16 protein-coding genes are annotated in these 24,744 nt (G+C 62.8%); 3 read left to right on the top strand and 13 right to left on the bottom strand.

Annotation, left to right across the window (positions count from 1 at the left end; translation table 11 throughout):
* The first annotated feature begins 46 nt into the window (after positions 1–46).
* Entirely contained in the window at positions 47–1,921 is a 1,875-nt protein-coding gene (gene pepF, locus KO539_RS14500; protein ID WP_219310341.1) for an oligoendopeptidase F, read from the top strand.
* 100 nt (positions 1,922–2,021) lie between these two features.
* Here pepF and kefC read toward each other — a convergent pair whose 3' ends face one another.
* Positions 2,022–3,836: a glutathione-regulated potassium-efflux system protein KefC gene (kefC, locus tag KO539_RS14495; protein WP_219310340.1), complete on the bottom strand. Its 1,815-nt coding sequence runs from the start codon at positions 3,834–3,836 to the stop codon at positions 2,022–2,024.
* 35 nt (positions 3,837–3,871) lie between these two features.
* On the opposite strand from kefC, the gene KO539_RS14490 reads away from it, so the two are divergent.
* Complete coding sequence (locus KO539_RS14490; RefSeq protein ID WP_219310339.1) at positions 3,872–6,433, top strand: P-loop NTPase fold protein; 2,562 nt, start codon at positions 3,872–3,874, stop codon at positions 6,431–6,433.
* A 64-nt stretch (positions 6,434–6,497) separates the two neighbouring features.
* Here KO539_RS14490 and KO539_RS14485 read toward each other — a convergent pair whose 3' ends face one another.
* The 9 genes from KO539_RS14485 to hppD form a co-directional block, all read right to left on the bottom strand.
* Positions 6,498–7,082 (bottom strand): tyrosine-protein phosphatase, encoded by a 585-nt coding sequence (locus tag KO539_RS14485; protein ID WP_099401251.1) that lies wholly within the window; start codon positions 7,080–7,082, stop codon positions 6,498–6,500.
* Positions 7,079–7,561, bottom strand: coding sequence for a hypothetical protein (locus KO539_RS14480; protein WP_035823918.1), 483 nt, complete (start codon positions 7,559–7,561; stop codon positions 7,079–7,081). Before KO539_RS14480 ends, KO539_RS14485 begins: the two co-directional genes overlap by 4 nt.
* Positions 7,558–8,700 carry a glycosyltransferase gene (locus KO539_RS14475; protein WP_257626293.1) on the bottom strand — a complete coding sequence of 381 codons (1,143 nt, stop codon included), beginning with the start codon at positions 8,698–8,700 and terminating at the stop codon, positions 7,558–7,560. The genes KO539_RS14480 and KO539_RS14475 overlap by 4 nt, the downstream gene beginning before the upstream one ends.
* Before the next feature lie 105 nt (positions 8,701–8,805).
* A complete protein-coding gene (locus tag KO539_RS14470) occupies positions 8,806–9,951 on the bottom strand; it encodes an ankyrin repeat domain-containing protein (protein ID WP_219310338.1) in 1,146 nt (381 codons plus the stop codon).
* 119 nt (positions 9,952–10,070) lie between these two features.
* Positions 10,071–11,870, bottom strand: coding sequence for a M14 family metallopeptidase (locus KO539_RS14465; RefSeq protein WP_219310337.1), 1,800 nt, complete (start codon positions 11,868–11,870; stop codon positions 10,071–10,073).
* 125 nt (positions 11,871–11,995) lie between these two features.
* The gene (locus KO539_RS14460) at positions 11,996–14,716 is read right to left on the bottom strand and encodes a TonB-dependent siderophore receptor (protein ID WP_219310336.1); all 2,721 of its coding nucleotides are present in this window, start codon (positions 14,714–14,716) and stop codon (positions 11,996–11,998) included.
* Positions 14,717–14,879: 163 nt separating this feature from the next.
* Positions 14,880–16,388, bottom strand: a complete 1,509-nt coding sequence (locus tag KO539_RS14455; protein ID WP_219310335.1) for a S41 family peptidase — start codon at positions 16,386–16,388, stop codon at positions 14,880–14,882.
* A 123-nt stretch (positions 16,389–16,511) separates the two neighbouring features.
* Positions 16,512–20,108, bottom strand: coding sequence for an indolepyruvate ferredoxin oxidoreductase family protein (locus tag KO539_RS14450; protein ID WP_219310334.1), 3,597 nt, complete (start codon positions 20,106–20,108; stop codon positions 16,512–16,514).
* Positions 20,109–20,408: 300 nt separating this feature from the next.
* Entirely contained in the window at positions 20,409–21,536 is a 1,128-nt protein-coding gene (hppD, locus tag KO539_RS14445; RefSeq protein WP_034753093.1) for a 4-hydroxyphenylpyruvate dioxygenase, read from the bottom strand.
* Positions 21,537–21,661: 125 nt separating this feature from the next.
* Here hppD and KO539_RS14440 point away from each other — a divergent pair, with 125 nt between their 5' ends.
* Positions 21,662–22,192, top strand: a complete 531-nt coding sequence (locus KO539_RS14440; protein WP_035823904.1) for an Lrp/AsnC family transcriptional regulator — start codon at positions 21,662–21,664, stop codon at positions 22,190–22,192.
* Here KO539_RS14440 and KO539_RS14435 read toward each other — a convergent pair.
* The 3 genes from KO539_RS14435 to KO539_RS14425 are packed head-to-tail and all read right to left on the bottom strand — an operon-like array spanning position 22,184 to position 24,744.
* Positions 22,184–22,906, bottom strand: coding sequence for a GNAT family N-acetyltransferase (locus tag KO539_RS14435; protein ID WP_176387645.1), 723 nt, complete (start codon positions 22,904–22,906; stop codon positions 22,184–22,186). The two genes, KO539_RS14440 and KO539_RS14435, sit on opposite strands and share 9 nt — an antisense overlap.
* A complete protein-coding gene (locus tag KO539_RS14430; RefSeq protein WP_219310333.1) occupies positions 22,903–24,015 on the bottom strand; it encodes a multifunctional CCA tRNA nucleotidyl transferase/2'3'-cyclic phosphodiesterase/2'nucleotidase/phosphatase in 1,113 nt (370 codons plus the stop codon). Before KO539_RS14430 ends, KO539_RS14435 begins: the two co-directional genes overlap by 4 nt.
* Positions 24,016–24,027: 12 nt before the next feature.
* Positions 24,028–24,744 carry a glutathione S-transferase family protein gene (locus KO539_RS14425; protein WP_219310332.1) on the bottom strand — a complete coding sequence of 239 codons (717 nt, stop codon included), beginning with the start codon at positions 24,742–24,744 and terminating at the stop codon, positions 24,028–24,030.

Genomic DNA, 24,744 nt, shown 5'->3' with positions numbered 1-24,744 from the left:
CCGGCGGTCAGCACGCATTCTTCCGACAACCTCACTGGAATGAACCATGACGCCATCCGCGCTCAAGCGCCCCCTGCTGTTCTCCCTGCCTGCACTCAGCTTCGCCCTCTCCAGCGCCTTTGCCGCCCCCGCGCCCGCCGACCGCCAGGTCGACCGCTGGGACCTGACGGCGCTGTACGCCAGCGACGCCGCCTTCGACGCCGACGCGAAAAAGCTGTCGGCCCAGCTGCAGCAACTGGGCGCCTGCAAGGGGCAATTGAGCACCCGCCTGAAAAGCTGCCTGGACCTGGTCGCCGAGGCGCGCAAGCGCGTCAACACGCTCAGCACGTATGCGGCGCAGTATTACGACCAGGACACGGGCGACAGCAAGGGTAACCAGCTGAACCAGCGCGCCGCCCTGCTGGGCAACGACTTCAGCCAGGCGACGACCTTTTTGCAGCCGGAGATCCTTGCCCTGGGCAGCAAGCGCATCGACGCCATGCTGGCGAAGGACAAGGGCTTGCAGCTGTACCGTTTTCAATTGAGCAACATGCTGCGCAGCGCGCCGCACACGCTGGACGCGGCCGGCGAGCAGCTGGTGGCGCAGTTCGGCCTGGCGACTGGCTCGGCCGCCAGCGTCTACCGCACCCTGGCCAATGCGGAAATCGCGTGGCCCACCGTCACACTGTCGGACGGCACGCAGGTGCGCCTCGACCAGGCGGCCTATACCAAATACCGCGACGACGACCAGCGCGTCGACCGCAAGCTGGTGTTCGACGCCTTCTTCGGCAAGTGGAAAGAGTATGAACGCACGTTCGGCGAAACCCTGTACGGCCAGCTGAAAACGGACGCCGCGTATGCCAAGGTACGCCGCTATGCCGACTCGCAAAGCGCCGCGCTCGACGCCGACAACTTGCCGCCGGCCGTCTACCAGACCCTGATCGCGCAAACCAACGCCAACCTGCCCACCCTGCACCGCTACTTCAAGCTGCGCGCGCGCATGCTGGGCGTCAAGGACCTCGCGTATTACGACATCTATGCGCCGCTGCTGAAAAGCGACCGCACGTTCCCGCTGGCCGAAGGCAAGCAGATGATGCTGGCCTCGGTCGCACCGCTGGGCCCCGACTACGTCAAGGCACTGAGTGCCGCCGTGGACGCGCGCTGGATGGATGTGTATCCGCGCCCGCGCAAAGTGGCGGGCGCCTACATGAATGGCGACGCGTATGACGTGCATCCGTTCGTGCTGCTCAACTACACGGACAATTACGAAGCCGTCAGCACCCTGACGCACGAATGGGGCCACGCCATGCATTCGGTGCTGGCCAACAAGGCGCAGCCGTCGATCTATGCGCCCTACAGCATCTTTGTCGCGGAAATCGCTTCGACGACGAACGAGGCGCTGCTGCTCGATGCGCGCCTGAAGCAGGCCAGGGATGACGACGAGCGCCTGCTGTACCTGGGCGCGGCGCTGGAAAACCTGCGCGGCACCTACTTCCGCCAGGCCATGTTCGCCGAATTCGAGGCCGCCATCCACGGCAAGGTGGATAAGGGAGAATCGCTGACGGGCGAAGAGATCACGGCCATCTATGCCGGCATCCTCAAGCGCTACCATGGCGAAGCGCAAGGCGTCATGACCATCGACCCCGCCTACGCGCTGGAATGGGCCTATGTGCCGCATTTTTATCACGGCTACTATGTGTTCCAGTACGCCACCTCGATCGCGGCGGCGCAGGATTTCGCGCAGCGCATCCTCGACAAGGAACCGGGCGCGCTGGCCGCCTACCTGAAGATGCTCGGCGCGGGCGGCTCGGCCTATCCGTACGATCTGGTGAAGGCAGCCGGCGTCGACCTGGCCTCGCCGAAACCGTACCAGGCACTGGCGGCGCGCATGAACGGCATCATGGACCAGATCGAGGCGATTGAAGCGAAGCGGGGGAAATAAGGCTGGAACGAGACGCAAAAGGCGTAGGTCGGCTTAGCGCAAAGCGCGTAAGCCGACAGCACCCGCAACGCCAACAAGGTGTCGGATTACGCGGTTCCCGCTAATCCGACCTACCGTTTTCCACTTCCGCCGCCGCAAACGCCGCCGCATCGCTCTCGAACATGTCTTCCAGCTCCTCGCGCGCCTGGCGCGTGAGGGACATGACTTTTTGCTGATCCTGGAAGTGCGGCGCCACTTCCAGCAGAGTTTTCAGGTTATGCCGGCCAAAGATGCCGGCCGCGCGCTGCGCCCGCTCCGCGCTGAAACCCACCTGCTGCAAGGTCTGCTCGCCCAGCAGCAAGGCTGCGGCGAACGTCTCGCGCTCGATCAGGGTCACGCCGCGCTTCATCAATTCATAGTAATGCGTGACGTTGCGCGCGCGCGCCAAAATCGTCAATTCGGGCAGGCGCAGGCGCACGGCGTCGACCAGGGCCAGACTGTCGTCCACGTTGTCGATGGCGATCACCAGCGCCCTGGCCTTTTCGATGCCGGCTGCCACCAGCAAGTCCACGCGCGTGGCGTCGCCATAAAATACTTTAAAACCGAACTTGCGCAGCAGGTCGATCTGGTCCGGGTCGTGATCGAGCACCGTCACGCCGATCTTGTTGGCCGCCAGCAGGCGGCCGATGATCTGGCCGAAACGGCCGAAGCCGGCGATGACGATGGGGTTGTCCTGCGCCTCGATATGGTCGTCGGGGCGGCGCTTCTTGTCGCTCTGCAGACGCGGCGCGACGAATTTGTCGTGCGCCAGCAGCAGCAAGGGCGTGGCCACCATCGACAGGGTCACCACCACGACCAGCAGCGCGGCCGTCTCCGGCGCAAACACGTGCGCGGCCTCGGCGGCGGCAAACACGACGAAGGCGAATTCGCCGCCTTGCGACAGCAGCAGCGCAAAGAACAGCTGCTGGCCGCGGGGAATGTCGACAAACTTCGACAGCACATACAGCAAGGCGATCTTCACCGCCAGCAGCCCCGCCACCAGTGCCAGGATCAGCAACGGCTGGGCGCGCAGCACGCCGAAATCGACGGACATGCCGACGGCGATGAAAAACAGGCCCAATAACAGGCCCTTGAACGGCTCCAGGTCGCTGATCAGCTCATGGCGGTATTCGGAATCGGCCAGCAGCACACCGGCCATGAAGGTGCCCAGCGCCATCGACAGGCCCACCGATTCCATCAGCACGCAGATGGCGATCACCAGCAGCAGGGCGAAGGCCGTGAAGATTTCGCGCAAATCCGTCCTGGCGATGAAGCGCAGGATGGGGTTCACAAGGAAGCGCCCGCCGATCACCAGCGCCGCCAGCACGGCGGCCAGCTTGGCCACGCGCAGCCAGCCCGGTTCGCCGCTGTGCGTGACGAGGCCGCCCAAGAGGGGCACCAGCGCGATCATGGGAATAGCGGCGATATCCTGGAACAGCAAAATGGAAAAGCCGGCGGAACCGGCCGGCGTAGTCATCAGCTTGCGTTCGCCCAGGGTGGCCAGCACGATGGCCGTCGACGACAGCGACAGTCCCAGCGCAGCGACCAGCGCCGTGCGCCAGTCCACGCCAAAGGCCATGGCCACGGCGCACAGCCCCGCGCTGACGACGCCCACCTGCGCCCCGCCCCAGCCGAAAATCGGCCGGCGCAGCAGCCACAACCGTTTCGGTTCAAGCTCCAACCCGATCAGGAACAGCAACAGCACCACGCCGAATTCGGAAAAGCTGAGGATCACCTCGACATTCTTGATCAGGCCCAGGCCCCACGGTCCGATGACGACGCCGGCCACCAGGTAGCCCAGCACGGCGCCCATGCCCAGGCGCTTGGCCAGCGGCACCATGATGATGGCGGCGACCAGGTAAAACAGTATGTTGATGAGAAAGCTGTGGTGTTCCATGCGGGGTCCGGTAAAACGTGATTGGAATCGCAATCATGCCTGATTCCGGCCCAGGCATGTCCAAATCCATGCCTGAAAGCAGGTTGGCTCAGACAGCCAGACGATTGATCTGGCGCAGATGGCGCACGTCAAATAGGCGAAAAATCAAGCATGGCAGTCTGAGTGTCCCGGATACCCGGCCGGCCAATCGAGGAGCGGCCATCATGAGAGAACAGTCAGACGGCAACACCGAGTCCAGGTCGGCGCTGGTGGAAGAACAGCCAGCGATGCCTGCCCCGGGCAGCGAGCTATTGGCATTGCTGCGCCAGGCCCACGCGCTGGGCACAATGAAAGATCCGCCGTCACGTTCGATCACCACCAGCCTGATGCTGTTCACCCTGGCCAGGGCCGATGACCTTGTGCAGCCATCAATACAGGCGCCGGCCGACGCGCTCTTTTTTAGCCGCGCACTCAAGGAACTGGCCGGTGAGAGCTTGCAGGCGACATGGTCCGGATATTTTTCGTTCCAATACAGCAGTATCAGCGCCCCCTTGGCCAGCGGAACCAGTACGGACGAGCTTACCTATTCGACGAATGCTGAAAAATGGCTGAGCAATGCGGCTGTCGCGGCACGCCAGGCCGGTCGCGACAGCGTCACGGTGGGCGACTTGATCGGCGTGCTATGGTCCTTCAAGGAAGGAAAATTCATGTCCTTGCTGCACCAGATGGGCATCGACATGGCACAGCTGCAAGCCGCCTACGAACGGCATCCGCTGGCCAAGGCGGCCCAGCAAACACCCGAGAACGTACTCGACATTCTGGCACATGACCACCCTTCATTGCTGGACTACATGGAATTTGCGCAATACGCGATCGCGATCGTGGCTTTCCTCACCAGCGACCAAACCCGCGGCTCCATCAGTATCAGCATCCAGGCGCCATGGGGCGCCGGCAAATCTTCGCTGATGCGCCAGATTCAGCATCAGCTCGATCCTCCGAGGCCCGCCGAGCCAGAAAGCGGCACGTTCAAGACGCGCGATGTGCTGCGCTTTCTCGACCGGAAATCCGGGCCCGACAAGCAAGTATTCGTCGACGAAAGCAAGCGCTGGACCGTCTGGTTCAATGCCTGGAAATACGAAAGTTCCGAGCAAGTCTGGGCCGGCCTGGTGGACGCCATCGTCAGTCAGGTCAGCGACCGGCTGAACCCTGTCGAACGCGAGCTATTCCTGTTGCGCCTGAATCTGTCGCGCATAGACGATGGCGTGGTGCGCAGAAAAATCTATGACCGGGTCGGCACTTTCTGGTGGATCAAGGTGCGCCGCTGGCTGCTGGGGGCCATGGGCCTGATCATCAGTCTGGTGAGCGTGTCGCTCATTCCGCCCGATAGTCTGCCTGCGGCGATCAGGACATGGCTCGATGCCGCTGCCGTGGCCATTCCGACAGCCATCGGCACGCAAATTGCGATTACCGTGTATGCGGTACAGGCCTTCTTCAGCAGTAGAAAAAAGGTAGCGGACGAGCCTGCCAAATTCAGTCTGGCGGAATATGTACGCGTGCCCGACTATGCCAGGACGGTCGGCATCATGCACCAGATTCACCAGGATTTGCGACGCGTGATGCACTCTCTGCCCCAGCGTCGCACGCAACATGGCGATGGCGCGCCCGTCATCGCGCCCCTGGTCATCTTCATCGATGACCTCGACCGTTGCTCGCCCGGCAAAATTGCCAGCGTCGTCGAGGGTATCAACACGTTCCTGGCAGGCGACCAGTCCGAATTCCTGTTTGTGATCGGCATGGATCCGCAGATCGTCGCGGCGGCGCTCGAGCACGCGCACAGGGACATCAAGAAGCAATTGCCCTCCTATGAAAAACTGGTGCCGCTGGGATGGCGCTTCATGGACAAATTCATCCAGCTGGCGTTTACCATTCCGCCTAGCCGGCATTTGAAAAATGGCAAATTTATCGATTATCTGATCGGCTCGGAATCGCAGGCCGGCGCTGCCGCGTCGGCAGGATCCGGGGCACAACAGGCGTCCCATGCCGGCGCAGCGGAAGCGCAAACGCATGCCCGGACGAAAAGCGAGGCGCCGCAGGACGCCAGTGAGCGGCAGCGCCGGGCCAGCTCGCAATTCATGCGGGATGGCAAAGACGTGCAGACCGTCCTGCGCGGCATCAGCAAAGAGTATGCGTGCGGGCCACGGGAAATCAAGCGCACGCTCAATTTCGTGCGCTTTGTGCTGCTGCTGCGCATTGCACGGATAAGCCATGGCTTGCCGGTGCCGTCGCTGGCGCAATACCAGCGCTGGATCGTGCTATGCATACGCTGGCCGGACATGGCCCTGTGGCTGCAATGGGGTGGCTCGATGCCGCCCCATGCCAGCACCACGCCCAGCATGGATGATGTGGTCTCCAGGCGCTTGTGCTGTCTCGAGGAATGCAGCGCCTTGCCCGACAATGACCGTGAAAAATGGAGCACCAGCGCCGCTATCCGGCTAGGCCTGCCTTCCGGCCAAGTGAGCTGGCTGGAAGATCCCGAGATCTACCATTTTTTTTCGCATGAAACATCGCTGCCAAGGGAAGAGCGCCTGTCCAGCGGCGCGGTGATCGGGTTTTATTAATTTGCCGCGAATACGCGGTCAGTGCCGGCGATGGGAGACAGTCACGCCTCTCCATCAGCATGGTTCAGGGCGCCTTTCCGTCAATCTGCGCGCGCAGTGCTGCCACGTCGACGCGCTTGAGGTAGCTTTCGATGTTCTTCCATACGGCGTGATAGCCGTAACCGCCATTTTTCAGCTCGTCGATCGCCTTCTCGCGCGGCCAGTCCTGGTACAGCATGCGGTACATGGCGGCCATCATGCCCGTGCGGTCGGCGCCGTGCAGGCAATGCAGCAGCACGGGTCCCTGCTGTGCTGCTGCGCGGATGGCGCGCATGGTGTCGATCACGTGCTTGTCGCGGATGGCCCAGGTATTGATGGGAATGCGCACGGCACGGATGCCGCTGCCATCGAGCACCTGCGTATCGGAGTGAAAGGAGCGCAGGCTGATCACCGTCTTCACGCCCAGCGCCTGCAGCTGGGCCACATCGCTGCTATCGAGCCTGGCGCTGCGGTACAGGACGGGCGTGACCTGGTGCAGGTTCGACACCTGCGGCAGCGGCGTGGCCCACTCGGCATTGCGCTGCGGCGGCAGGGGCGCCTGCGCGCCGGCGGAACCGGCCGCCAGGGCCAGGGACAACAGCAGGAGATACGACGAGGGCGGCAAGGTCATGACTTCCTCTTGTATGAAAACCACAGCAGTACGCCGGCCAGCAGCAGCGACACCCAGTAGTCGGTCGGCGCCCACCACAGCCAGTGCTTGTGCCAGGCGATGTGGGCCGGATTGAAGTGCGCCACGCCATAGGCGGGATTGAGCACGAACCACAGATAATCCTCGATGATCCAGAACAGCATGATGCAGCCGATGGCGCGGCACTCGAGCCGCAGCGACCATTGCGCCAGGAAGATCATGGGGAAATGGAAGAACAGGGCGATAAAGGGAAAGACCCAGGCATGGTAGCCCGTCATCGGTCGCCCGCCCCAGAAGATATCGAGCAGCCAATGGCTTTCGATGCGCCAGGTGGGCAGGTTCGCGGCCCAGCCGGCCGCGCCTTCGATCTGGATTTCCACCTGCGCAAAAAATAATCCCAGCAGCGCCACCCAGGCCAGGGTCAGGGCGATCTGCCAGGGTTTTGCTACGGCGCCCGTCATGCCACGCTCTGCGCCAGCACCTGCGTCAACACGTCACAGGCGGCGCGCGGACGGCCCAGGGCCAGCGCCTTTGCGCGCATGGCTTGCAACTGTTCAGGATGCTCAAGCAGCAGGCGCACACGGTATTCCAGGGTGACGGCATCGAATGCCTTCAAGGCCACGCCCTGCTCCAGCAGATAGTCGGCATTGCGCTCTTCCTGCCCGGGTATCGGCGAGTTGACGATCATGGGCAAGCCCAGCGCCAGGCATTCGGACGTGGTCAGGCCGCCCGGCTTGGTGATCACCAGGTCGGCGCACGCCATCAGGCGCTCGACTTCGCTGGTGAAGCCTTGCGCCAGCAGGCGGCCCGGATACTGGCCGGCCAGCGTCTGCAGCGCCGCCAGCGCGGCGGCGTTTTTCCCCGTCAGCACGACCAGCTGGAAGTCGCCTGGCAGCGCCAGCAGGCGCGCGGCGACCGTTTCAAGGCTGCCCAGTCCCGCCCCGCCGCCCATCAGCAAAATCGTCGTGCGCCGCGGGTCGAGGCCAAACGCCTGCGCGCACTGCACGCGGTCGGGCGCCTGCGCGAACGCGGGCATGATGGGGATGCCCGTCACGTGGATGCGCTCGGCGGGGATGCCTTCGTGGCGCATGCGGAACGCCACTTCGTCGGTGGCGGCGAAATAGCCTTCCATCTGCTCGTGCACCCACATGCGGTGCAAGTCGAAATCCGTGACCTGCACCCACACGGGGCAAGCCAGCTGCTGCTGGCGCAGTGCGCGCGACAGCAGTTCGGCCGGCAGGAAATGCGTGCAGAGGATGGCGTCGGGCTGGAAGGCGGCGATCTGCGTCATCAGCGCGCGCGTATTGAGGCGCTCGACGGCGCGGCGCAAGCGCTGCATCGAGCTGTCGCGCGGCGCGTCGTGGGTGGCGTGATACAGATAGCCCCACAGCGCGGGCGCCTTGTTGACCAGCTTGATATAGAAATCCGTGTACAGCTTGCGGAAGGCGGGCGTGACGAAATCCATCACGTCCAGATGCAGGGCCAGCGCCGTAGGGCCACCACCGTGGCCATCGTGCGCCGCATATGCCTCGATGGCCTGCGCCGCGCGCATGTGGCCGGCGCCGGCCGAAACGCTCAGGAGTAGAATTTTTTGTGTCATGGAAAACCAATCCGGGGAACAGGTGAGCGCGGACGCGGAAAATTTATTGGCAGGATAACATCGCTGCAAGCTGGCCGGCTTGATCTGGCCCTGCGCGCGTGCACGCTAGCCAATGACGGGGATGGGCAGGGCCGACACTTTCCAGCTGCCTTTGAGCTTGCGCTCCATCAAGGCCGGCAAGGCGCTGGCGTCGGGCGCGCCTTTCTTCGTGAACGTCACCGGCACCAGCAGATAGATGGTGACCTTGTCATCGTCGGCGATGTCTTCTTCCTCCGGCGCCGGATTCCAGCGCTTGTCGATGGCCAGCAGCGCATCGACGCCGTCCGGCCACGCCAGGTCCGCCAGGTGCGGATCGTCGCGCCGCAGCAGCTCGCCCGCCGCCAGGCTGGCCTGGTCGAGCGTGCGCCGTCCCAGGCGTGCCAGCAGCGCCACGGGAAAGCGCCATGGGCTGTGCTCCGCGAAGCCGTGCACGGTCAGCGGCCAGCGGGCCGGCAGGCACAAAGCCAGTTCCGTCATCGGCGATTGCCGGAACAGGCCAACCGTAAACAACAGCTTGAAATCGCGCTTGCCATCGATGCAGCTGATGCCCAGCGAAAAGCGCGCGTCGCCACTGTCCGGACTGAACACGGCCGGCAGCACCCAGCCGGCGCTGTTGTGCATGAAGGTGCGGATCGCTTCCTGCGGCGAGGCGGCCGCTTGCTGCGGCACGTCGAGTATGCTCACGCCGCCCGCGGCAGCGAGCAATTGGGCGATGGCGGGAAAACCCCAGCCGGTGGCGATATCGACGGGCGCCTGGTTCCAGCGCGTATGCAGGCGGTTCGGATTGGCGCCCCGCTGCAGCAGCAATACGACCACGTCCTGGTGGCCGCCGACGCAGGCACTGTCCAGCGGCGAGAGGATATTGTCCGGCAAGCCATCGACGGCGGCGCCCTGCTCGAGCAGCCAGCGGCAGGTATCGAGGTGGCCATGGCTGGCCGCCACATCCAGCGGCGTAAGGTTGCGGTAACCGGGCAGGGGCAGATCGACGTCCATGCCCAGCGATACGAGCAATGCGCAGACCTCGCGGCTGCCGCCGGCCGCGGCCAGGTGCAGCAGCGATTCGCCGTCATCCATGTTGTAGCGGCGCAAGGTCAACAGCAGCGGTGTGGCCTCGAGCAGGCTGCGCACCTGTTCCACCTGATTCTCGTCCACGGCGTCGCAGAGGCGAAAAAACGCCTCGCGGTGCTGGTTATAGAGTGTTTTGTCGACCATGCCTGTTCCCTGCTCGTGGTGGCGGCGCCATCATCGAGCGGAGAATAGCATTTTCTTTCGATTAATCTGCGCGATGTGACAACTTCGGTGTGCACCGTGCGGCGACGCGCGCATTGGCGTTACAAATCCATGAAACTGACAGGCGCGACGTCGACGCGCATGACCGGATACAGATTCAGCCGCTCATCCCACGAGGCGTGGCGGCGGGCGAAAAACTCCAGGCGCGCGCGCGGATTCTTTGCAAACTCGGGCTCGTCGGCCAGCTTCTGCCGGAACTGCGCCGCCAGCGCCGGGTCGGCCGCCAACTGCGCGCGCGCCACATCCTCGGCCACATAGTCCTCCATGTATTCCTTGCGCTCGAACGCCGTGTTGAAGCTGCCCCAGGCCAGCAGCGAATCGGGCGCGCGCGGTTCGAGCAGCGCCATCACCAGGCGCGCCTTCGGCTGGTTGACGGGCACGTACAGCACGCAGCTGTCGACCAGGCGCACTGCCTTTTCCCATTCGCCCTGTACCGCGGCCGTCTGGCGTCCTTCGAACGACTGCGCGCCGAACTTCACCTGCGTGGCGCGGAAGATTTCCACATTCTGCCTGGAGAAAAAGCCGGTCATTTCATTGTAGGCGATGCCGTGCTGGCGCAACTTGGCGCCCACCATCTTCGCCTGTGCACATGGCACCAGGTAGCCGGCCTTCGGCGCGGTCACCTGCAGGTCGGGCACGATCTCGTCGCGCAGCGGCACGTTCCAGATTTGCGGCGTCTTTTCGTCATAGCGCGTCATCAGCGCACCCGACACCTCGGACGGCGTGCGCGTATACGCATAGCCGCGAAACGCGATCATGCGGCTTTTCTCCGTGGTCTTGTAGCTGAGGGGCAGCGCACTGCCGGCCAGCTGCATCGCCCGCTGGTCCGCTTCCATGGCGGTTTGCCGCCATGCGGCACCGTGCTGCGCCATCTGCGACAGCAGGGAAATGATGGTGTTGCGCGTGATGCGCACGCGGGTCGGGTAGTCCTTCCAAGAGTGGGTTTCCACCAGCACGCCGAAACGGTTACGCAACAGGAAATAGCCGTGCGAAAAGCGCGGGTTCGGCGTCGAATCGACAAAACCCGACTGCGGATTATCTTCTTCGGCAAATGACATGTAGAACGGCTTCGGATCGGAACCCTGCTTTGCCAGGTCGGCCAGCACGCCGTCGCGCAGCGCCGTTCCCGCCGCGCGCAGGGCAGCATCGCCTGCATGCACGGGTTCGACCTGAATCGAGATATCGGGTTCGAACTGGGCGCCATCGGTGACGTGCAGGTCGACATACGCCAGCGGATCCCAGGCATTGACCAGCGCCAGCATGTGCTGCATCTCGGGCGTATCGGCCTTCATGTATTCGCGGTTCAGATTGTAGTTTTGCGCCGTGCTGCGCCAGCCCATTTCCACGGGGCCGCGCTGGTTCGGACGGTTCCACTGACCGAAGCGCTCATGCCCGTCAACGTTAAATACGGGCACGAACAGCAGCACCTGCTTGTCCAGCACGCCGGGCGCCGCCTTGCCCTCCAATACTTCGCGCAGGGCCAGGAAACCCGCATCCTTGCCGTCGATTTCCCCCGCATGGATACCACCCTGCACCAGCATTACCGGTATCTTGCGCAGCTTGGCCGCGTCCGGCGTCAGCGCACCCGTGTTGGACACGGCCAGCGCCAGCATGGGGCGGTTTTCCGGCGTGCGGCCAAATTCAAAGCAGCGCACCTGTTTCGGACGGTGGTCCTCGAAGCGCCGGCACAAGGCTTCCACTTCCTCGTAGCGGCCCGTATTCTTGAAGCCCGAGTACTCGGCCACCGTCTTCAGGGAAAACAGCCGCATATCGCGCGCGGCATATGCATTGACGGCAAACAGGGATAACAAGGCGGCGGACAACACGGCGTGGCGTAGCATGGGTCAAACTCCATCGAGAGAGGACAAGCGGGCAATTATAGAGTGGCGGTGAGATAAAAACGCCGTGGCAAATAAAAAAGCCGGAACAGCGTCAGCTGCTCCGGCCTTGCTCTGGCAAGCGTGAATTACGAGCCAAAGTGGTAGTTGAATTCGACCCATCCCTGGCGGCCTTGCGGGCTGTAGTTGCCGATCGGGTAGTACGGCCAGCCGTTGCTGGTGTCGCGCTTGATCTTGTCGAACACGTTGTTGACGATCAGCGACACGGTGGCGCGGTCGTTGATGCGGTAGACGGTGCTGATGTTGGCCAGCGCCGTCGGCGTCAGGTAACCCTTGCCGGCAGAGTCAGGCACCTTGCCGTAGCGGCTGACGAGCAAGGTATTCGACCACTCGCCTGCGCCCCAGTTGACGCTCAGGTTCAGCTTGTCGGGCCAATCCCGGTTCGTCATCGACTTGGTTTCATCGGTTTCTGCGTCACCGGCAAATTGCTGCGATTTCTTGCTCAACACCCGCGCGTAGTTGGCCTTGAAGGCAAAGCGGCCATAGTCCGTTGTGCGCAGCACATACTTCAGGCTGACGTCGATGCCGCTGCTGCTTTGCTTGGCCGCGTTGATCGGGTTGACGGTGATGGTCTTGATCTCGCCCGCCTTGTTCAAGGCGTTGACCGCGTAACGCTCGATGCGGCCCACGGTATCGATGCAGGTCGGCGAGCCGATGTCGGCCTTGCCCAGGCGGCAATCGGATTCGTCGCGCAGCAGCTTGTCGGCGTCCAGGTTGGTCACCAGGTCGTCGATCTTGATGTTCCAATAGTCGACCGAGACGTCGAAATTGGCACTCGGCGACCAGACGGCGCCCACGCCGAAGGACTTGCCTTTTTCCGACTGCAGGTCGCGGCTGCCGTTCTGCACGTAATCGGCGCCCGGCGATTTATTCGCGTACTCGCAGCCGTCGATGGCCTGTCCGGCGGCGTCGCAACGGTAGTAGTCGGTGGTGCTCGCATAATAGCCTTTGCCGCGGGCCTGGTAGATGTAGTTCATGTCCGGCGCGCGGAAGCTGGTGGCGTAGTTGGCGCGGAACAGCAGGTCCGGCGCCGGGCGCAGTTCAAGCCCGCCGTTGTAGGTGAACTTGCCTTCCTTGCGTCCGGCAAAGCTGTAGCGGTCATAACGGCCAGCCACGGTAGCGGTCAGCTTCTCATGCAGCGGCACATTCAATTCCGCGCCCAGCGCGTAGCGCGAACGGGTGCCGGCCGTGGTGCCCGAACCGGTGGCGATATTGAAATAGCCCTGGTCGATGCGCGCATCGGGTTCGTTGCTGAAGCCCTGCTTGCTCGCCTCGGCAATCGTGGCGATTTTCACCGTGCCGGCAGGCAGCTGGAACAGGTCGCCATTCGTGGCCAGGCTCAGGGTATTCGTCCAGGCCTTGTCACGGCTGTCGCTGTAGCCGGTGATGCCGTCGAATTCGGCAGCCGTCAGGCGGCGCGACAGGCGCGCCGCATCCGGCGCGTAAATGGCGACGCCCTTGGCATCCGTGCCCAGCTTGGGTCCCAGGAAGAAGCTGTCGATGTTCGACAACATGCGCGGCGTATGGCCTTCGCTCTTGTAGATGGAAGCGTTGTAGTTGGCTTCATACTGCCAGGCGGTGCCAGGAATACGGCCCTTGGCGCCCAGCGAGATGGCCGTGGCCAGGTCCTCCCAGCTGCGGTTGTAGCGCTGCACGCCGCCGATTTCCTCGGGCGCCATGAAGCGGGTCCACTCTTCGTAGGCGCCGCTGTTCTGGTTCAGGAAGTAGCCGTTGCCCAGCGAGGCCGAGGTCCATGACGGGCCGCGCGTCGTGTTGACGGTCTTGTTCTTACCGATCAAAAAGTCGGCAAACAGGGTCGTATCGGCATCGAGCTCGTAATTGGCGCTGCCGAACACGTTCTGGCTGCTGTTTTTGGTCTGCGTGGTCCAGTAGGTCGGACGGGCTTTCGGGCTGGCGCAATAGCTGCCGTTCTTCGCCTGGTACTTGACGACGCTACCGCCGAACATGTCGCCGAACTGGTTGCAGGTGTCGCCCAGGTCGACATAGCTGCCGGACGTGCCGGACGCAACCACGCGGCGCGAAGCAATCGTGGTCGGCACGCCGGAGCGGCTGGTCATGAAGTCGCGGTCCATGCTCCACAGCGGGTCGCGTTCACTCAGTTCCACGCTGAACAGGGTATGCAGCTTGTCGACATTGCCGCCGCCCGTCAGTTGCACGCGCTGGTTGCCGGCGCCGCCGCGCGAGGTACCGCCAACTTTGACGTTGATATCGAAGCCTTCCGCCTGTTTTTTCAGGATCACGTTGACCACGCCGGCGATGGCGTCGGAACCATAGATGGCCGAGGCGCCGCCGTTGAGGATTTCGATGCGGTCGACAATGCTAGCCGGGATGTTCGCCAGGTTGGTGAAGTTGACGGCGCCGTCATAGGCGATGGGGAAGTCGGCCAGGCGGCGGCCGTTCAGCAGGATCAGGGTATGGTTTGGACCCAGGCCGCGCAGGCTGATGGTATTGGCCGACGGCGTGAAGGTATTGCCGTAATCCTCGCCCTGCGTAAAACCGCTGTTCTGCACCTGGCTGGTCAGCGCGTCGAAGACGTTCTTGTAGCCCTGCTTGGTGATTTCATCGCCGGTCAGGATGGTGACGGAAGACGGGCCTTCCAGACTGGCGCGGGGAATGCGCGAACCGGTGACCACGACGGCTGGCGGGGTGGCCGCTGCCTGCTGATCCGCTGCGGGCGCTTGCGTTTGCGCGTGCGCCTGCCATGCGGTGCCGCCCAGGATGGCCAGTACGCCAAGGCTGAGCGGGGTTAACTTGAACTGTTTCGACATCGTTGCGCTTCTCAAGGTGGGAGAAAAGCGGGAAGATAGCAAAATGCCAGTCATTCCAGAACGAATGGATTCATCTTTCTATATATCAAAATTGTTATATAGAAAGATTCATGAGCAGGAAAACGCTACGCGCCTGACTTGGCGCATGGCAGGAACCTGCGCCTTAACGGCGCATGATGGCAATTTCCTTGTGCGATGGCCGCAACAGGCGCGTGGCCGTGTCGGCCGGACTCTCGATCGAACTCAACAGCCTGATGGCGCCCGTGGCCGGCGTGCAGCTGCCGCTGCTGCGGTAGCGCAGCGCCGCCGCCAGCATGCCTTCGGCCGGATCGCCCAGCTGATGCTGGTAATCGTCGGCCACGTCGCAGGTCGGCGCCATGCCGTCGGCAAAGTCGCCAAAGCCCTTGGCGTTGACGCCCTGGAACTGCACGGCAAAATACGTGGTGCCGCAGTTCGGTGTGGGATAGAAACCGTAGGGCTTGCCGCACGTCGTGCCGCCGATCAGGTTGACCTGCACATCCACGCCGCGCAAGCCGTTGATGATCGCTTCGCTGGCCGAGCAGGTATTGCCCGTCGTCAGCAAGGTCACGCGCTTGAGACCCAGCGTTGGCAGCGCCGTCCCCTTGGACAGGGGATTGGGCGCGGGAAAGCCCTGGCTTTGCGCATGGAATGGCACGGGCGCTTCCGGCCGCGTCTTGTCATTGAAGAGCACTTGCTCGAAGGTCTTGCCGGTGGTCACTTGCGTGCCGGCAATCATGTAAGCGAGTTCGCTGGCCACATCGAGGTAACCGCCGCCGTTGTAGCGCACGTCGAGCACCAGGTCGCTGATGCCGGCCGCCTGGAAGCGGCCCATGGTCTCGGCCAGCTGGCGCTCGGCCACGTTGTTGTGGGTGTTGAAGGTCAGATAGCCCACCTTGCCCGTCGGCGTGTCGATGATGCGCTCGTTTTGCACGGCGCTGGTGCTCACGTCCAGCGCCGTCAGGCTCACGGACAGGGGCGCGCCGTTGCGGCTGAAGCCCAGCGCGTGCGTGCCTTGCGCCTTGGGGAACAGGCCGGCGTTAAGGATAGTCACGCTGGCCGCGTCGGGGGCATGGACGAAATCGACGCCATCGACGGTTTGCAGCACGTCGCCGCGCCGCAAGCCCGCCCGGTCGGCCGGCGAGCCTGGCTCGATGATCGAGATCACCGCCGTGCGCGGCGGCGTGGTGCGCGTCAGCGCCAGCAGCATGCCGTAACCGAGTTCCACGCCGTTGAGCGAGTCTTCCCACTCTGCCGTCGACAAGGTGAAATGAAACTGGTCCTTGGGCTTGCCGGACGCCGTCGTGGCCGTCGTTTTCAGCACATCGAAATACGCCTTGGCCGTGGTGAAGCTTTGCGGCTGGTAGGTGGTCGGCACTTCGCGGTACCACAGATACGTTTCATCGATCCAGCTGCGCACCCATGTCTGCTCATCGAGCAAGCTGCCAGACTTGTCGATGCTGCTGCCGCTGCGCAGCACCTCGCAGCGGTTCGCGACCGTCGAGGACGCGACCAACGCCGTCGGACCCACCGGTGTCAAGGGCGGCACGACGGGCGCGCTGTCGCTGCCGCCTCCTCCGCCTCCGCCTCCGCCACAGGCACTCAACAACAATACGAGAGGAACGGCCAGGGATGAGAGGCGCAGGGCAGGCATGACAAACTTTCTTAAAAGAAATTATCTAAAAATTATAATGCGTTTTGCCAGCAGACGTTGTTTTCTTTGATACAAAAAAATGGCGCCCGCAGGCGCCATTGCTACTGTGTTTCGCTCACCCCATCACGCCACGGTGGCCGCCACGGGCGCCGCCACGACGGGCGGCAGCGGCGTCGGCGCATTGAAGGCGATCAGCAGACTGGCTTCCTTCTCTTTCGCCGCCTTCAAATGACGCTCCTTCACGTGGCCATAGCCGCGGATGTCTTCCGGGATGCTGGCGATGGCCACGGCTTGCGCCAGCTTGGCCGTCGTCAGTTTCGGCAGCAAGCCGCCTACCGTCGCGCGGTACTCAAGAATCAGCGCGCGCTCCATCTTGCGCTCGGCCGTGTGGCCGAAGATGTCAAACGCCGTACCGCGCAAGCCCTTGAACCTGGCCAGCACGCCGAACGCCTTCATCATCCACGGGCCGAATTCCTTCTTCACCAGATGGCCCTGGGCGTCGGTTTTCGCCATGATCGGCGGCGCCAGGTGGAACTTGAGCTTGATGTCGCCTTCGAACATGGCGGCGATCTTCGCCTGGAAGGCGCCGTCCGTGTACAGGCGCGCCACTTCATACTCGTCCTTGTACGCCATCAGCTTGTAGAAGTAGCGGGCCACGGCTTCCGTCAGACGCAAGTGCTGGCCATTCAAGGCGCTTTCGGCCGCGCGCACCTGTTTGATGAAGTCCAGGTACTGCTGCGCATACGCGCGGTCCTGGTAGGCCGTCAGCAGGGCCACGCGCTTTTCGATCAGGTCGTCGAGCGTTTCGATGCGCTTGAATTCCACTACTTTTGCCGGTGTGGTCATGCGCACCAGGCTGGCCGCGTCATGCGCACCGGCGCGGCCCCAGTTGAAGGCGGCCTTGTTGAACGCCACCGAAACGTTGTTCAGATCGATGGCCTTCATGATGGCCGCTTCGCTCAATGGCACTTTGCCCTTTTGCCAGGCGTAGCCGAGCATGAACATGTTCGTCGCGATCGAGTCGCCCATCAGCGCCGTGGCGATCTGGCCCGCGTCGATGAAGTCCACGTGGTCGCTGCCGCAGGCCTTTTCGATTTCCATGCGCGCGGACGCACCGGGGAATTGCCAGTCCGGATTCTTCACGAAGGCGGCCGTCGACGAGCTGGTCGAGTTGATCATGGCCCAGCTGCGCCCTTCGCCCATGCGCGACAGCGCGTCACGGCTGGCCGTGACAATCAGATCGCAGCCGATGACGAGATCAGCCGCGCCGGTGCCGACGCGCGTCGAGTGGATGTCTTCCTGGCGGTCCGCCAGGCGCACGTGCGACATCACCGGGCCGCCTTTTTGCGCCAGGCCGCTCATGTCCAGCACGGAACAGCCCTTGCCTTCCACGTGGGCCGCCATGGCCAGGATTTGGCCGACGGTGACGACGCCCGTGCCGCCGATGCCGGTGACCAGGATGCCGAACGGCTCGGCCGTCGAGGGAATCGTCGGTGTCGGCAAGGCCGGCGCGGCTGGCGCGTCCTTGTCGGCGGCAGCCGCCTTCTTCGGCTTTTTCAAGCCGCCGCCTTCCACCGTCACGAAACTCGGGCAGAAGCCCGTCGTGCACGAGAAATCCTTGTTGCAGGACGACTGGTTGATCTGGCGCTTGCGCCCCAGTTCCGTTTCCAGCGGTTCCACCGACAGGCAGTTCGATTGCACGGAGCAGTCGCCGCAGCCTTCGCAGACGGCTTCATTGATGACGGCGCGCTTGGCCGGGTCCGGGTATTCATTGCGTTTGCGGCGGCGGCGTTTTTCCGAGGCGCAGGTCTGGTCGTAGATCATGGCCGACACGCCCGGCATGTCGCGCAGTTCCCGCTGCACGTCCATCAATTCCGAACGGTGGCGCACGGTGACGCCTTCCGCCCAGGCGTAATCGTCCGGGTATTTTTCCGGTTCGTCCGTGACGACGATGATGGGACCGACGCCTTCGGCGGCGATCTGGCGCGAAATGATGGCTGGCGATAGCGGCCCGTCGAATTCCTGGCCGCCCGTCATGGCTACCGCATCGTTGAACAGGATTTTGTAGGTGATATTCACCTTGGCCGAGACGGCGGCGCGGATGGCCAGGATGCCCGAGTGGAAATACGTGCCGTCACCGAGGTTGGTAAACACGTGCTTTTCATTCGTGAACGGCGCCTGCCCCACCCAGGTGACGCCTTCGGCGCCCATGTGGGTAAACGTCGACGTTTCGCGGTCCATCCACAGCACCATGTAGTGGCAGCCGATGCCGGCCAGCGCGCGCGAGCCTTCCGGCACTTTCGTGGAACTGTTGTGCGGGCAGCCGGAGCAGAAGAACGGCGTGCGGTCCTTTTGCGGATCGGGTTTCACGCTGATCGCCTTGAGCACATTCTCTTTGGCTTCCAGATAGGCGATGCGTTCCTTCACGCGCTGCTCGACCGGGTGGCCCGCGTAATAGCGCGAAATGCGGCTGGCAATGGCGCGGGCGATCATGGCCGGGTTCAGCTCATACGTGGCCGGCAGCAGCCAGTCGCCGTGACCGGTACCTTTCTGATTGCTCCATTCGCCCGTATCGTCGAACTTGCCGACCACGCGCGGACGCTCGCCGTCTTTGAGGTTGTAGAGTTCTTCCTTCAGCGCGTATTCGAGGATTTGCCGCTTTTCTTCCACCACGAGGATCTCGTCGAGGCCCTTGGCGAATTCGTGCACGCCGTCCGCTTCCAGCGGCCAGGTCATGCCGATCTTGTACAGGCGGATGCCGATGTCGGACGCCGTCTGCTCGTCGATGCCCAGGTCGGCCAGCGCCTGGCGCGTGTCGAGATACGATTTGCCGGCCGTGATGATGCCGATGCGCGCCTTCGGGCTGTCCCAGATGATTTTATTGAGCTTGTTGGCACGCGCATACGCCAGCGCCGCATACCATTTGTAGCTGTTCATGCGTACTTCTTGTTCCAGCACCGTGTCGGGCCAGCGGATGTTCAGGCCACCGGCCGGCATCTCGAAGTCCGTCGGCAGGGTGATCTGCACGCGGTCCGGGTCGAAATCGACGGCGGCGCCCGACTCGATGATGTCGGTCACGCATTTCATCGACACCCATAGTCCTGTGTAGCGGCTCATGGCCCAGGCGTGCAAGCCGTAATCGATGTATTCCTGCACCGACGACGGATACAGCACGGGAATGCCGCAGGCGTTCAGGATATGGTCGGACTGGTGCGCCGTGGACGAGGATTTGGCCGCATGGTCGTCGCCGGCCAGCACCAGCACGCCGCCGTGCTTGGCGGAACCGGCGTTATTGGCGTGTTTGAACACGTCGCCGCAGCGGTCGACGCCGGGACCCTTGCCGTACCACATACCGAACACGCCGTCGTATTTCGCGTCTTCGAACAGATTCGTTTGCTGCGTGCCCCAGACGGCCGTGGCGGCCAGGTCTTCGTTCAGACCCGGGTGGAATTTGACGTGGTGTTCATCGAGATATTTTTTTGCCTTGATCGCCGTCATGTCGACGGACGTCACAGGCGAACCGCGGTAACCGGTGATGTAGCCGGCCGTATTCAGGCCAGCCTTCAGGTCGCGCTCGCGCTGCAGCATGGGCAGGCGGATCAGCGCTTGCGTGCCGGTCATGAAGGCGCGGCCACGCTCCAAGGTGTATTTGTCGTTTAGCGAAATTTCGGACGCGTGCGCGCCCGGCTCAAGACTCGAGCCCTTGATTGGTGCATTCATTACTTGTCTCCATTATTCTCTGTGCTACGCGTGCAAAGTCGGTTGAACTCACACGTACCGGCCGCGCTTTGTGAGCATGCCGGTGCGGAAAAATGACTTGTTTGTCGTAGACTACCACAGGAAGGCGCGCAGTTCTTTTGCTGCACTGCACTCCTGCGTTCGTACCTTTTGCTGCTTTTTAGTGCTTCTTTTTGCAGGCATGTCGGGTTACGCCATTCTGGCTAACCCGACCTACATTACTGGCCCCAGCTGTAGGTCGGATTAGCGCAGCGTAATCCGACATCCCGGCTATGAATCGGCTTACGCCGCGCTCGTATCTTTCAATACGCCGCGCTTGATCTGGTCCAGCTCGATCGATTCGAACAGGGCGCGGAAATTACCTTCGCCGAAGCCCTGGTCGCCCTTGCGCTGGATGATCTCGAAGAAGATCGGGCCGATCACCGTCTGCGTGAAGATTTGCAGCAGCAGTTCGCGTTCCGTTTCCGTGCTGTGGCCATCGATCAGGATGCGCAAGCGGCGCAGTTCTTCCAGCTGCTCGCCGTGGTTCGGCAGGCGGCGGTTGACCAGCTCATAGTAAGTTTCAATCGTGTCCTGGAAATCGATACCCGTATCGCGCATGCCTTGCACGGAGCCATAGATATCATCGGTACCCAGCGCGATATGCTGGATGCCTTCGCCATGGTACTGGTCCAGGTATTCGGCGATCTGCGACTTGTCATCCGACGATTCATTGATCGGAATGCGGATCTTGCCGCATGGCGAAGTCATGGCTTTCGACTTCAGACCCGTATGCTTGCCTTCGATATCGAAATAGCGCACTTCGCGGAAGTTGAACAGGTTTTCATAGAAACCGGCCCATTCCTTCATGCGGCCACGGTGCACATTGTGCGTCAGATGGTCGATATAGGTCAGGCCATGGCCGACGGGGTTGGCAACGGCGCCGGGAATGGCGACGAAGTCGACGTCATAGATGCTGATGTCGCCAATGCCGCCCGGTGCGGCCGCGTCCGGCTTGTCGGCGCCCTTGCCGCGCCAGCGGTCGACGAAGTACAGCAGCGAATCGCCCACGCCCTTGATGGCGGGGATATTCAGTTCCATCGGACCGGTTTTATTGTCGAAACCCCAGGCGCCCAGTTCCAGCGCGCGGCGGTAGACGAAAGCCGCGTCGTCGACGCGGATGGCGATGGCGCACACGGACGGGCCGTGATGGCGGGCAAAACGCTGCGCGAACGAATCTTGTTCGGCATTGATGATGAAATTGATGTCACCCTGGCGGTACAGGGTCACATCCTTGTGGCGGTGGCGCGCGATGGCCGTGAAGCCCATGTTCTCGAACAGCTTGCCCAATGCTTTTGGGTCTGGTGCTGCATACTCGACGAACTCGAAACCATCGGTACCCATCGGGTTATCCCAAGGCTGAAATTGCATGATGTCTCCTCCAAGAAGTAGCGCACAGTATAGGCGCGGTCTGTGGGCATTAAATGCCAAAGATCTCCCGAACAATCATGATTTGCGCAATAATATTGCGTGAAACACGAACCACCGGAGGAAGCATGAGCAAAATTACGCTGGATAAAACGGATCGCAAGATCCTCGCCGTCCTGCAGGCCGATGGCCGCCTGTCGAACCAGGACGTGGCCGAGCAGGTCAGCCTGTCGCCGTCGCCATGCTTGCGCCGCGTCAAACGGCTGGAGGAAGCGGGCGTGATCCGCCAGTACGTGGCCCTGCTGGACCCGGAAAAGATCGGCCTGGGCTTGCTCGCCTACGTGAACGTGCGGCTGGAAAAGCACAGCGACGCCTCCGCCCATGCCCACAGCACGGCAAGAGTGCTGGCGCCGAATCTGGTGACGAACACCTCGCCGCGCGCCGACTTCGCCGTGGCCGTGGCGCAATGGCCGGAAGTGGTGGCCTGCTACGCGATGACGGGTGAAATGGATTATCTGTTGCGCGTGCACGTGGAAGACATGGAGCACTTTTCGCGCTTCATGATGGCGACCCTGCTGCGCCACCCGGCCGTGCTGGACGTCAAATCGAGCTTTGCCTTGCAGCGCATCAAGGATACGACGGCCCTGCCCTTATTGTGACGACGGTGACGGCGGTGACGGCGGTCCGGGCTTCTTCTTGCGCCCCGGCAAGCGATCCCACAGTTTGAACGCGGCGCGCGCGTTGGCCTTGAACGTGTAGTCGAACATGGCGAACTGCTCCTGCACGGCTTCCTGCAGCATGCTGCTCGGGTTCGGCGGCAACAGCTTCAGGTAGGCATCGGCTTCGCCATAGTCGCGCTGGATTTCCATGCCCGCTTTCTTGGCGATATGCATCATCGTCTTGTTGGACGACAAACAATGCATGTACAGGGTATCGACGTCGTTGTTACGGCAGTGAATCGCCGCCCGCTCGAACAGTTTTGAACCGACCCCCATTCCGCGCATGGATTTCGACACGGACACGCCAAACTCGGCCACCTGCTCCTTGTCCGTCACGATACTTTTCGCCGGCGACGTGTCCTTCGGCGCGAACGCCAGATGCCCCACGCCCACCAGCTTGAACAAGCTGTTGTAGACGCCATAAATCATGTCGCGTGAGAAATCCATCTTTTGCACGTACTGGGCCACCAGCTCATCGGGCAAGGCGCTGCCAAAGCGCAGCAGGCGGTCGCTTTTCTCCAGAGAAAGAAAATGCTTCATCATGCGGCGCCGGTCGCGCTCATGCAACTGCTTGACGAGCACGCTCGGACGCCCGCCGCCGCTACGGCTGAGCCAGCGGCGAAACGGGTTCTGGAACAATTTGGGCAGGGTCATGGCAGCTCCGTGCTGCTGATCGCGTTCGTGACGGCCTCCACGCGCGCCGCATGGATGACGGCCGGAATGCGTTTCGGTTCCTGTGCGCAAGCTTGTGCCAGCGCGCCCGCATCGACGCCGCGCACAGCCGCCAGCATGGCTTGCAGCCAGGCGGACTGTGGAAATACAGGATCCTGTGCATGCACATCGCAGGCGATGGCATCCAGCATCTGCACGAAACGCTGCGGCTTGCGCAGTCCGTCGCAGCGTTCGCACAGACTGACGATCGCTTCGGCGCTCAGCGCCAGCGCGCCGTTGATATTGTCCCGCTCGCGCGCCGCCATGACGGCCAGTTCGCGGCACTCGTTGGGCACGCGCAGGCGCTCGCTCAGTTGTTCGATGGCATCCTTGCTCATATGCAGCATCAAGACGGCAAAGCGCACGGGCAAGTCATGACCTTGCGCGGCGGCATGGTCGACCACTTGCAGCAAGCGTTCGCTGATGCTGATTTCGCCCATGATGCGCGCCAGCGCGCCGCACTCGTGCAGCACCGTCAGCATGCGCGACGGCCGCGCTTCCATCAATCCTTTTGCCACTTCCTGCCACACGCGCTCGGCCACCAGGGCGTCGACTTCGCCGTCCTGCACCATCCGGCGCATCAGTTCCATGGTGGCCGGGGCGACAGTGAAAGTATGAAAACGGGCGGCAAAGCGGGCCAGGCGCAAGATGCGCACGGGATCTTCACCGAACGCATCGGAAACGTGGCGGAAGATTTTGTTCTCGATATCCTGAATACCGCCGAACGGGTCGGTCAACGTCCCGTCTTCAGCCTGGGCGATGGCGTTGATGGTCAGGTCGCGGCGCACCAGGTCGTCTTCGAGCGTGACGTCGGGCGCCGTGTGGAAGACGAAGCCCCGGTAGCCGGGGGCAGTCTTGCGCTCCGTGCGTGCCAGCGCGTATTCTTCCTGCGTCTTCGGATGTAGGAAGACGGGGAAATCCTTGCCGACGGGCCGGAAGCCCCGGCGCAGCATGTCGTCCGGCGTGGCGCCGACGACCACGTGGTCGTGGTCTTTCACGGGCAAGCCCAGCAGTTGGTCGCGCACCGCGCCACCGACCGTGTATATCTTCATAACACTCTTTTCTTAATCAGGCAGTTCCGCGTCGTGCTTGGCAGCCACTTCCGTCTCGGCCAGCGCTTCCGTGATCCAGCGGGCCACGGCCGGGTGCGCCTGCACGCGCTCGCAATACGCGTTCAGCGCCGGCGCCAGCGACACGCCATACGTGCGAAAGCGCATGACGACGGGGGCGAAATACGCATCGGCGATGGAAAAGTCGCCAAACAGGAACTGGTGGTGGCCAAAGCGCGATAAACACTCTTCCCAGATTTCGCTGATGCGGCCGATGTCCGCCTGCGCGGCGGCCGTGCGGCCCCGTCCCGGCAACTTGGCCTTGATATTCATCGACATGTCCGTGCGCAAGCCGGTGAAACCGGAATGCATTTCCGCGCAGACACAGCGCGCCATGGCGCGCGCGGCCACGTCTTGCGGCCACATGTGTTTATCGGGAAACTGCTCGGCCAGGTATTCGCAGATGGCCAGGCTGTCCCAGATCGTGATCTCGCCCGCCAGCAACACGGGGACCCGGCCGCAGGCCGAATATTCGGCGATTTTGGTGGCCGTGTCGCTCTGGTCGAGCAAGACGCGCACTTCCTGGAACGGGATGCCGAACGCCGTCATGGCCACCCACGGGCGCATCGACCACGATGAGTAATTCTTGTTGCCGATGATGAGGGTCAAACCTGGCTCGCGCGCGGCGGCCAGGGTTTGCGTCAGGCTGGGATCAAGGATGGTCGTTTGCAT

Origin of the sequence: Janthinobacterium sp. NKUCC06_STL (genome assembly GCF_019345455.1) — a bacterium.
Lineage (GTDB): Bacteria > Pseudomonadota > Gammaproteobacteria > Burkholderiales > Burkholderiaceae_D > Janthinobacterium > Janthinobacterium rivuli.
Note: the sequence above shows the minus strand (reverse complement) of the source record. Positions and strands in the feature narration are given on the sequence as shown.